Origin of the sequence: Streptomyces sp. NPDC060031 (genome assembly GCF_042736805.1) — a bacterium.
In the GTDB taxonomy this organism is placed as follows: domain Bacteria; phylum Actinomycetota; class Actinomycetes; order Streptomycetales; family Streptomycetaceae; genus Streptomyces.
This window is the reverse complement of record NZ_JBHWVM010000153.1, coordinates 1-9,470: the sequence shown is the minus strand read 5'-3', so window position 1 is coordinate 9,470 and position 9,470 is coordinate 1. Positions and strand designations below refer to the sequence as shown.

Sequence of the window (9,470 nt, the reverse complement as noted above, 5' to 3'; positions counted from 1 at the left end):
CCCGAGCCATGGCCTCCTTGCGCAACCTCGCCATCGGCATCTTCCGCCAGGACGGCCGGACCAACATCGCTGCCGCCGTCCGCCATACCGGCCGCAACTACCACCGGCCCCTACAGGCCCTCGGCCTCACCTGACGAACCCGGACAGATTTCGATCATGCAATGACCCTGCCATGGGGGGGGAGATGCGTTGGGCTGGAGAGGGTAGTAGAAGCCGCTGACGTGGTGGCCGCCTGGTCGCATCAGTGCAGCTGGGAGGACCTGCTCGTGTCGGTGAATGTCGACGCGGGCAGGTTGGGACTTGATCTGCGCGACGGCTGGGCGAGGCGATGGACGGTCTGGTGGCGGGCTGATGGGGACGAGGCGTCCGGCTCGGTACAGGACCTCGTACACGAGCCGGCGCTGTCGGATCCGCTTACCGCCCCCGCACTCAGTAGACGTGTCGGACCGGCTCTGCTCCGGTTTGGATCAGGAAGTCGGTGAGTACTTGGGCGAGTCGTTCGGGCTGGTCCTCGGGGATGAGGGTGGACGAGTCGGCGATCTCGATCAGCCGGCCCTGCGGGTACAGCTCAGCCAGCCGGGGGCCGTGCTCACGCGGCATCAATCGGTCCTCGGTCGCCCAGACGACCAGTACCGGGCGGTCGAAGTCACGCAGTCGCTCGCTCCAGGCGAGCAAGGTCTTGCGTTCGGGTGCCCCGGTGGCGAATTTGGCGAAGTCCCTGCGGATGGCCCTGCTGCGCGTGGCGGGAGCGAACCAGTCGTCCATGATGTCGTCGGGGATCCCACGCAGGCTCATCCCGCCGTATCCGCCCCGACTGTGACGGAACGCGGGAATGCGCATGAGCCGCGTCAGGAGCCAGACGCCGCCGGGAACCCTGCACACCTGCGCCATGGCCTTGGCTGGCCCTGGGGGAAAGTTGTCGAAGGCCTCGCAGGCCACCAGCACCAGTCGCGCGATCCGCTGGTCCTGCCCTTCCGACACCAGGAACTGGCCCCCGCCCCAGTCATTGAGTACGAGGGTCACCTGGTCCAGACCGAGCCCCTCGATGAACTCGCCCAGGAGCCGGGCGACACCGCGCTGGGACAGGTCGGCATCCGGGTTCATCGGCTGACGGTGACCGCCTAGGGGCAGCGTGGGCAGGACGCAGCGGTATCCGTCCAGCATCGGGACCACCTTGCGCCACTGGGTCTCGTTCATCGGCAGACCGTGGCCGAACACCAGCACAGGCCCTTCACCGCCGGTGTCCTGGTAGTCGATCGGTCCAGACGACAACTCGATTCTCGGCATCCCAACCCCCTACTTGATAGATCGTTCTACTGTAATCTTGGAGGGGAGGGGGGTGGAAGGCAATGGGACAGTCGGACACGCGAGCCAGGATCCAGGGTGCCGCCACGGTGCTGTTCCGCCGCCACGGCTACTCGGCCACCGGCCTGAAGCGGATCGCGACAGAGGCGGACGCACCGTTCGGCTCGATCTACCACTTCTTCCCCGGCGGCAAGCAGCAACTGGCCGAGGATATGATCCGCACGTCTGGAACCGAGTACGGCCGAATGGTCCTAGCTCTGCTGGACAGCGTGCCGGACCCGGTGGAATCCCTCGTGCACGCATTCGAAGCGGCCGCGGATGACCTTGCAGCGGCCGACTATGCCGACGCGTGCCCGATCGGGACGGTGGCCCTGGAAGTCGCGAGCAGCAATGAGGTGTTGCGGGTCGCGACGGCGGAGGTTTTCGAGGAGTGGGTCGGCACGGCGACGCGGTGGTTCGGCCGCTGGGTGGCCGAACCGAAGACGGCGCAGTCCCTCGCGTACTCGATGGTCATGATGCTGGAGGGAGCTTTCATGCTCAGCCGGGCTGCCCGTAATCCGGAGCCGCTGCGGGTGGCCGGACGATCGATGGCCGAGTTGTTGCGCACAGCCATCACTCAAGCCAGCGAGGACTGATCTCGAACAGCGAGAAAGACAGCCCGTGCGTGAGCGGCGAATAGGTTCACGGCCCGGCTCCACGCGCTTCATTGAGGACCGCTGCACCGCCGCAAGGGCGTCGCCGCCCCCGTCCAGGCCGGCAAGCGCTGGGTGGCGGAGCGCACACCCTCGTGGATGAACGACTACGGCACGACGAGCCGCTGCCGCTGGGACGGCCGCCCCACCACCCGACGCCTCAAGTGATCCATTTGCCGGTCGGTCAAAGTCACACCGGTCGGTGACGACAAGCCTGCCTTAGTGACAACCATCGTGCTTCGGCTCACGAATTGGTTTATAGCAGGTCCCAAATTGGGTCGTGTCAGAACCGGAATTCTATGGACTGGACATCTGTGAAATCTGCTCGCAAGCCAGCGGCTCGGGTGCCCCATTCCGTGAAATAGGACTCGGTGATGGCCTCGGCGACGATCGGATGCAGGTCCTCATCCGTCGCACCTGCCTCCTTCGGTTCGAGGATCTGCTTCGCGTAGGTGGGGGAGGTCGCCGTGGTGATGGTGCGCTCGCGGCCGTCGTCCGAGCTGCCCTTGCATGTGAATCCGAAGTGCGCCGTCACGTCCACCATCATGCCGCTGGAGGTGGCTGCCCGCTCGCGTGCATGTGCTCTGACCTGCGGTTGCCACTCGGATTCGGTCTCCTCCACCAAGGCGGCCTGGAGGCGCTTCTGCGGGTCGTCAGCTGCCCGGCGCTGGCGCTCCACCGTCCGGCGCGAGACGCACAGGCGCTCCGCCAGGGCCTTGGTGGACCCCTTCGCCCGCGTGAGGAGGAATTTCACCTGAGACTTTGCCGATTTCGGCGTGGGCCGGGTGAAGACCTTCCGCTCCGCCCGCGCGAGGGCCTCCAGGACCTTGCCGCGGCCCGGGGCCGGCTGCTGCTGCTCGTTGTCGCTCATACCTCCAGGGACCACGGATCGCCTGTGGACAAGGGAGAGCATCCGCGCAGGTGGCCGTCGGTGCCGCGGGCGCCTGTCCGTACGGTGGACGCATGACGACGTCCTCCGCCCCGAGCCGGTGCCGGTCCCCATTCGGGTGCTACTGCCCGGGGACCAGGAGGTCGTCGCGCACCTGTGGGCGAAGCGTCAGGTGCGCGACGGCTGGCTGTACGAGGTCGGCCTTCCGGTGTACCGGAACGGTCCTGGGGACACGGTGGAGCCGGCCGAGTACCGGGTTTGGGTGCGCGCGCCGCAGCATGTGCGGCTCCTGGACGGTGTCTCGTGCGACGGCGTGCCTGTCGAATACCTGGCGCCGCCGTCGGTCGTGGAGCGGGAGCTGGGGCCGCGCCGCCCGTCCGGCTGGGTGCTGGCGAAGGCTGGCGGTCGCGGGCCCGGCCGGGGTGTCGTCCACGCCGTCGACTCCGAGGAGGCCCCGGCCGGGGCGCCGGTGCTCACCTTGGAGCGGGCCTTGGACGCGGCGCAGCACCCGGGTACCCGGCTGTGCTCCCTGTGCGGGGCCGCGGCCGAACTCGACCCGGTCCTCAAGGGCTTCGACCGCGGTTTCGGCGGTGAGGGGGTGTGACCGAGGTACGCGCCGAAGGGGCAACGAGATGATCTTGAAGCCCTGAGCGCTCGGCCCCGTATTTCAGAGGGACGCGCACTGTTCTGCCAGCGGCAGAACACCGGTCGGAGCGGGCTCGACGATCACTACAGTCCAGTCTCATGACGACGATTACGACGCGTACGGTCGAGTATCCGGCCGACGGTTTGACGATGATCGGGCACCTCGCGCTCCCGGCCGGTGTCCACCGCCGACCCGCGGTGCTGCTCGGACCAGAGGGCATGGGGCTCAGCGACGTCGAGCGCCGCCGGGCCGATGCTCTCGCCGAACTGGGATATATAGCGCTGGCCTTCGACCTTCACGGCGGGCGCTATTTGGGCGACCCCGACAAGATGCTGGCCCGTTGCATGCCGCTGCTCGCCGATCCCGACCGGATGCGGGGCATCGGCCATGCGGCGCTCGACGTGTTGCGCGCCGAACCGCGGACCGACCCCGACCGGATCGCCGCCGTCGGCTACGGCACCGGAGGCGCCGTCGGGCTGGAACTCGGGCGCGACGGCGTCAACCTGCGCGCGATCGGGACAGTCAACGCACTGACCACGGGCCGACCGGGGGAGGCGGCGCGCATTCGCTGCCCGGTGTGGGCCGGCGTCGGGTCGGAAGACCCGATCATGCCGCCCGCGCAACGCAACGCGTTCACCGCTGAGATGCAGGCCGCGGGCGTCGATTGGCGCCTCGTGGTCTACGGCGGCGCCTCGCACGCCTTCCACCACCCGCCGGTCGACCACCCCGTGGTCCCCGGCGTCGGCTACCACCCACGGCACGCGCAGCGAGCCTGGCGCGACGTCGTCGACCTGCTCGCCGAGTGCCTGCCCGTGACGGAGCATCTGGGGGCATGACCCAGATAAGCATGCTGGCGCCGGGCCTGGTCGGCGTCGGGCACTGACAGTCCCCTCCCCTCAAGTCCGCACAGCAGAACCGCATTCGGGCGGATGCTCGATCGCGGAGACGCGTTCGCAACTGCCGCAGTAAATACCGGATTTACTGCGACGGAGCCCCTGCCGTGATCGTCGCGACCTGCGGCGGTCCGATCCGGCCGCCAGGGCGAGGTGCACGCATTTACTGCGGCTTCATTGTGCTGACCACGTGCGCATCAAGATCAACTCATTGCCCCTTTGGCACGTATCCCGGCTGGACCCTGTGAGGACTAGTACTCCAGTCGTACTTCGGTATTTAGGATGGTCGGAGGTCTGACGGCGGGGAGTTTAGCCGGGGTGTCATGGGCGGGCGAGGACTTTCGCCATCTGGTGCCGGCGAACAGGTAGCCGCGTCGCGCGTAGTGGCAGGTCCGGGCGCGGGCCTGGTGGCGTCGTCTCCACCGTGACCAGTTCACAGCGTGATCGCGGCGGTCCCGGGGTGATGGGCCAGCTGCCAGGAGACGACGGATCTCGGCCGGCGTGAGGTCCACGAGGTCGGGTGTGTCATCGTCGCGACCCCCTTTTCACGTTCGAGAGTGGCCATGGCCGCGAGGAAGGCGTGGGCGAGCATGGCGAGGGTGATGTGCCGGTACCAGCCGGTGTAGCGGCGGACCTCGTACTCGTCGAGGCCGCATTCGTTCTTGGCGCTCTGAAAGCACTCTTCGATCTTCCAGCGGCATCCGGCGATCCGCGCGAGGTCGGTGAGGGTGGTATCGAGCGGGGCGCTGGCCAGGAAGTAGGCGATCTCGTCGGGGTCGGAGATGCTGCGCCGGGCGATCATCCACCGTCGCCGAGTGGGCTCGTCGCCGTCGCGTTCCCAGACGACGGGCAGGAGGGCGCCGGCCCAGTCGTAGACGCGCTCGCCCTTCGCCCCGGGCCCGGCGGACAGGCGCTTCCAGGCTTCCGGCGGTGCTTCGCGGCGGAATCGGTCCTCGATTCGAGGTCCGTGGACCTGCTGGGACTTGGGCACGGCGACGACGTAGTGGAGTCGGAGGTCGTCTTCGATGAAGCGGCGGAAGTGGCCGTCCTGGCCGTAGGCGGCGTCTGCGGTGACCCAGCTGAAACGGAGCGGCGAGTCGTGGGCCCGGCGGATGATGTCGCGGGCGAGGTCTCCCTTGGTGGAGAAAATACGCTGGTCAGGGACGTGCGCGGCCTGGCAGCGGTCCTGGTTGTCGGTCCAGGACTTGGGCAGGTAGAGCTCGCGGTCGACCAGTGCGTGTCCCCGGCTGGTGGCGTAGGCGGCGAACACGCCGATCTGGCAGTTCTCGGTGCGGCCTGCGGTGCCGGAATATTGGCGCTGCACGCCTGCCGAGGTCTCGCCCTTCTTGACGAAGCCGGTGTCGTCGAGCATCAACACCCTGTTGTCATCGCCGAGTTGGTCGGCGATGTACTGCTGGAGGTCGTCACGGACAGAGTCGGCGTTCCAGCGACTCCTCGCCAGGAGATGCTGCAGGCCGTCCGGGGTCGCGTGGCCTGCGTATTCGGCCAGCTGCCAGCCGTTCTTGCGGCCCACCGGGCCGAGCAGGCCACGCACGTAGTCCCGCATCCGCCGCCGGGGCTCGACGCGGGCGAAGCGGGCGCCGACCCGCAAGAAGAGTTCTTCGAGTTCCCGATCCCATACGCCTGCCGGAGGCTCATCGATCACGCTGAAGAACTACTCGGACACGCCCACGGACATGCGGCAGGGCCCTCGTTCGAAGGAAACGTCGGCGAAAGCCCTCGCCCGCCCATGACACCCCGGCTAAACTCCCCGCCGTCAGACCGCTGACCAGCCTAAATACCGAAGTACGGCTGGAGTACTAGTGTGATGCGCCAGAAATCCGGTGGTTAAGTCTGCAGCCTGTTGTCATGTCGCCGGGTCCTCGTGCCGTTGAAGTCCGCCTGTCCGATGAGGAACGCGCTGAGTTGTCTCGTTGGGCGAGTGGGGCGGTGGCACCACGGTTCGCGGAGCGTGCTCGCATCGTGCTGGCGTGCGCGAGTGGGGCGCCGAACGCGCGGGTGGCGGTGGAGGTCGGTGTGACCGCCGCGACGGTGAGGAAGTGGCGTGGAAAGTTCGCCGCTGAGGGGATGGCCGGGCTCGAGGATGCCGCGCGTATCGGCCGGCCGAAGGCCGAGCTGGTTCTGAGCGAGGCCGAGGGGAACCAGCTGATCCGATGGGCCAGGCGCGCGAAGACCGCCCAGTTTCTGGCCCTGCGCGCGAGGATCGTGCTGCGTTGCGCGGAGGGCGGGACGAACCGTCAGGCCGCGGCCGATCTCGGTGCCGATGCCTCGACCGTCGACCGCTGGCGCAGTCGTTTCATCACGCACCGCCTTGAAGGCCTGGTCGATGAGCCCCGGCCGGGCCGACCGCCCTCGATTCTCCTCGACCAGGTCGAGGACGTGATCGTGGCGACGCTGGAGTCCACTCCGGGCCGGGACACCCCCTGGTCACGGGCTTCGATGGCCGCTCGCACGGGGCTGTCGAAGTCGACGGTCGGCTGGATCTGGAAGCGGTTCGATCTCAAGCCGCACCTGCAGGATTCCTTCAAGCTGTCCACCGATCCGCAGTTCGTCGACAAGGTCGTCGACGTCGTCGGGCTCTACCACAATCCGCCGGAACGGGCAGTGGTGTTATGCGTGGATGAGAAGAGCCAGATCCAGGCCCTGGACCGCTCGCAGCCGGTGTTGCCGATGATGCCGGGCATGCCCGAGCGGCGCACCCACGACGACCTGCGGCACGGCATCACCAGCCTCTTCGCCGCCTTCAACATCGCCGACGGCACCGTCATCAGCGAACTCCACCGTCGTCACCGTGCGAAGGAGTTCAAGAAGTTCCTGGTCACGATAGACAAGGCCGTGCCCCACGGGCTCGACGTGCACCTGGTCTGCGACAACTACGCCACCCACAACACTCCCGAGATCAAGACGACGTGGCTCGCCAGACACCTGCGCTTCCACGTCCACTTCACCCCCACGGGCTCGTCCTGGATCAACCAGGTCGAGCGGTGGTTCGGTCTCCTGACCGACAAGCTCATCCGCCGCGGCGTCCACACCTCGGTGAAAGCGCTGGAATACGACATCCGGGCCTGGATCGAAACCTGGAACGAGGACCCGAAACCCTTCACCTGGACGAAGACCGCCGACGAGATCCTCCAGTCCCTCGCCGACTACCTCACCAAAATCACCCCATTAGCCACCAACAACCAGCTACAGACTTAACTCCCGTATTTCTGGCGCATCCCACTAGTCGTGCGGACTGAGCACGCGGAGGGCCGCCGGAGACTGGGGCCTCCGCCGCCGAAGTCAGCTGCTGACGTGGATAGGGGAGGCGCTGCGCGCGGTGCCGTCGATAACCTGGACTGGGTCAGCCTGCCAGTCGGGCCAGGGCCAGCGCGTGCGCGTGGTCCAGGGAGTCAGCAGCAGCGCAAGGGATGTCCGGCTGCACACCGGTGCCCTCCCAGTTCGTGCTGGAGACGGGGTTGATGGCGCGGCCAAAGGGGACGGTGGCTTCCAGGTGTGGGTGCACCGTCCAGCCCTTGCATGGATGTGCGCCGCCGCGGGTGCGCTCGCCGACGACTACGGCGCGGCCGAGCTGCTGGAGGTCGTACGCCAGCTCTTCAGCGGCAGAGAAGGTGCTGTCACTGGACAGCACATACAACGGCTTGCTGCCACCGAAGCGCGCGCCGGGAACGTGCGGCAGGCTCCAGGACTGCTCTCTGCGCTCGCCGCCGCGCCAGTGCATGGTGTTGAGGTGGGTGCGCTCGTCGAGTAGGTAGCTGCAGACGAAGGCGACCGTGTCCGGGTCGCCGCCCCGGTTGGTGCGAAGGTCTACGATCAGCGCCTGGGCGCGGGAGGCCAGGGTGAGCGCGGCGGCCAGCGGTTCGGCAGCCCACTCCAGCGGAAACAGCATCGGTGCCAGCTCCACCACGGCGACCCCTCCGTCGAGCAACTGCACCCGGGGCGCACCGCCCAGCGAGGTGTCGAAGTCCCGGCGCATGCCGTCCAGGGTGGCCGCCCCCTGCTTCGGGGACACCGGGTCGGCGTGGTGCTTCAGTCTCAAGTGTCGGTCGCCGTTGACGGACTGCAGATCCGCGGTGACCAGCCGGGCGAGCTCCTCGGCGCTGTCGACGTCGTAGGCGCCCTCGGCGAGGCGTCGTTGCAGCAGGCCGGCGAGCTGCTCGGCTATCTCGGGGAAAACGTAGTGCTCGATCAGGAGCCGGGCTGTCTCGTCGATGACAGGGGCCGGCGGAAGCTTCGTTGAAGTCGTCATGGCAGGGAGTAGAGCACCGCCCTTGCGAAAGCGTCAACGAATTTAGACACTTTCGGTATGCGTGATCAGCCTTCCTATCGGCCGCCTCCTGAGGATGTCCTGGAGATCGGTGCGCCTGAGCAGTTCGCGGCACTCGCCCACCCGTTGCGTCAGCGGTTGCTCTTCGCCCTGGGCCACCGGCCTTTCACCGTCAGGCAGCTTGCGGCGCAGCTCGATGCGAAGAAAGGCAACGTGGCCCACCACCTCAAAGTGCTCCGCGAAGCCGGGCTGGTCCACATCGCCGAAACCCGCCAGGTCCGCGGCGGCACCGAGCAGTACTACCAGCGCACGGCCCGCCACATGGTCGTCGCCGAACCCCAAGCGGCAGGCACCGCCGCGATGCTCGCCGCGTTCGCCCAGGAGCTGGACCGCTCTCCCGCCAAGACCCACCTGACACTGCGCCACCTGCGTCTCAGCCCCGCGAAGGCAAGAGAACTCGGCGAGACCCTCACTCAACTGGTCGACGAGGCCGAGGAAAATGCAGAGGACCAGCCCCTGCACGGCGTGTTGGTAGCGCTCTATCAGCAGGTCCCACCAGTTCCGCCTAGCAGCACCAACCTCACGACACAGCACACCCAGCTTCCTTGAGGCGAGCCGCAGCCATTGACATCCAACCCAGTCGCCCCAGATCAGCGCGCTGCACGGGTGTGTCCAGTTAACGGCTGATCTTGGTTTTGAGGTTCAGTTGTTGGCTGGGGTGAGCCGGCCCTCGAAGGCGATCTGGAAGGCGTTCAGG

General features: G+C 67.5%; 9 protein-coding genes and 1 pseudogene. 6 read left to right on the top strand and 4 right to left on the bottom strand.

What is annotated here, in order from left to right:
- Positions 1-429 precede the first annotated feature (429 nt).
- The gene (locus ACFWB8_RS35690) at positions 430-1,287 is read right to left on the bottom strand and encodes an alpha/beta fold hydrolase (RefSeq protein WP_385237040.1); all 858 of its coding nucleotides are present in this window, start codon (positions 1,285-1,287) and stop codon (positions 430-432) included.
- Positions 1,288-1,349: 62 nt separating this feature from the next.
- On the opposite strand from ACFWB8_RS35690, the gene ACFWB8_RS35685 reads away from it, so the two are divergent.
- Entirely contained in the window at positions 1,350-1,940 is a 591-nt protein-coding gene (locus ACFWB8_RS35685; protein ID WP_385237037.1) for a TetR/AcrR family transcriptional regulator, read from the top strand.
- Positions 1,941-2,030: 90 nt separating this feature from the next.
- Positions 2,031-2,165 (top strand): annotated as a pseudogene (locus tag ACFWB8_RS35680) (IS5/IS1182 family transposase); the annotation flags it as partial.
- A gap of 115 nt (positions 2,166-2,280) precedes the next feature.
- On the opposite strand, the gene tpg reads toward ACFWB8_RS35680, so the two are convergent.
- Entirely contained in the window at positions 2,281-2,868 is a 588-nt protein-coding gene (gene tpg / locus ACFWB8_RS35675; protein ID WP_385237034.1) for a telomere-protecting terminal protein Tpg, read from the bottom strand.
- A gap of 118 nt (positions 2,869-2,986) precedes the next feature.
- Here tpg and ACFWB8_RS35670 point away from each other — a divergent pair, with 118 nt between their 5' ends.
- The gene (locus ACFWB8_RS35670; protein WP_385237031.1) at positions 2,987-3,490 is read left to right on the top strand and encodes a DUF6233 domain-containing protein; all 504 of its coding nucleotides are present in this window, start codon (positions 2,987-2,989) and stop codon (positions 3,488-3,490) included.
- Positions 3,491-3,630: 140 nt separating this feature from the next.
- On the top strand, positions 3,631-4,368 hold the full coding sequence (locus ACFWB8_RS35665; RefSeq protein ID WP_385237028.1) for a dienelactone hydrolase family protein: 738 nt from the start codon (positions 3,631-3,633) through the stop codon (positions 4,366-4,368).
- A 490-nt stretch (positions 4,369-4,858) separates the two neighbouring features.
- Here ACFWB8_RS35665 and ACFWB8_RS35660 read toward each other — a convergent pair whose 3' ends face one another.
- Entirely contained in the window at positions 4,859-6,088 is a 1,230-nt protein-coding gene (locus ACFWB8_RS35660) for an IS701 family transposase (RefSeq protein ID WP_385237043.1), read from the bottom strand.
- Positions 6,089-6,294: 206 nt separating this feature from the next.
- On the opposite strand from ACFWB8_RS35660, the gene ACFWB8_RS35655 reads away from it, so the two are divergent.
- Positions 6,295-7,644 carry an IS630 family transposase gene (locus ACFWB8_RS35655; protein ID WP_385237025.1) on the top strand — a complete coding sequence of 450 codons (1,350 nt, stop codon included), beginning with the start codon at positions 6,295-6,297 and terminating at the stop codon, positions 7,642-7,644.
- A 145-nt stretch (positions 7,645-7,789) separates the two neighbouring features.
- On the opposite strand, the gene ACFWB8_RS35650 is transcribed toward ACFWB8_RS35655, so the two are convergent.
- On the bottom strand, positions 7,790-8,695 hold the full coding sequence (locus ACFWB8_RS35650) for a S41 family peptidase (protein ID WP_385237022.1): 906 nt from the start codon (positions 8,693-8,695) through the stop codon (positions 7,790-7,792).
- 57 nt (positions 8,696-8,752) lie between these two features.
- Here ACFWB8_RS35650 and ACFWB8_RS35645 point away from each other — a divergent pair, with 57 nt between their 5' ends.
- Positions 8,753-9,322 (top strand): ArsR/SmtB family transcription factor, encoded by a 570-nt coding sequence (locus tag ACFWB8_RS35645; protein WP_385237019.1) that lies wholly within the window; start codon positions 8,753-8,755, stop codon positions 9,320-9,322.
- The last annotated feature ends 148 nt before the right edge of the window (positions 9,323-9,470 follow it).

Excerpts from the sequence above, each read along its gene's own strand:
- ACFWB8_RS35685 (WP_385237037.1), top strand. The coding sequence starts at position 1,350 with ATGGGACAGTCGGACACGCGAGCCAGGATCCAGGGTGCCGCCACGGTG.
- ACFWB8_RS35690 (WP_385237040.1), bottom strand. The coding sequence starts at position 1,287 with ATGCCGAGAATCGAGTTGTCGTCTGGACCGATCGACTACCAGGACACC.
- ACFWB8_RS35645 (WP_385237019.1), top strand. The coding sequence starts at position 8,753 with ATGCGTGATCAGCCTTCCTATCGGCCGCCTCCTGAGGATGTCCTGGAG.
- ACFWB8_RS35655 (WP_385237025.1), top strand. The coding sequence starts at position 6,295 with ATGTCGCCGGGTCCTCGTGCCGTTGAAGTCCGCCTGTCCGATGAGGAA.
- ACFWB8_RS35665 (WP_385237028.1), top strand. The coding sequence starts at position 3,631 with ATGACGACGATTACGACGCGTACGGTCGAGTATCCGGCCGACGGTTTG.
- tpg (WP_385237034.1), bottom strand. The coding sequence starts at position 2,868 with ATGAGCGACAACGAGCAGCAGCAGCCGGCCCCGGGCCGCGGCAAGGTC.
- ACFWB8_RS35650 (WP_385237022.1), bottom strand. The coding sequence starts at position 8,695 with ATGACGACTTCAACGAAGCTTCCGCCGGCCCCTGTCATCGACGAGACA.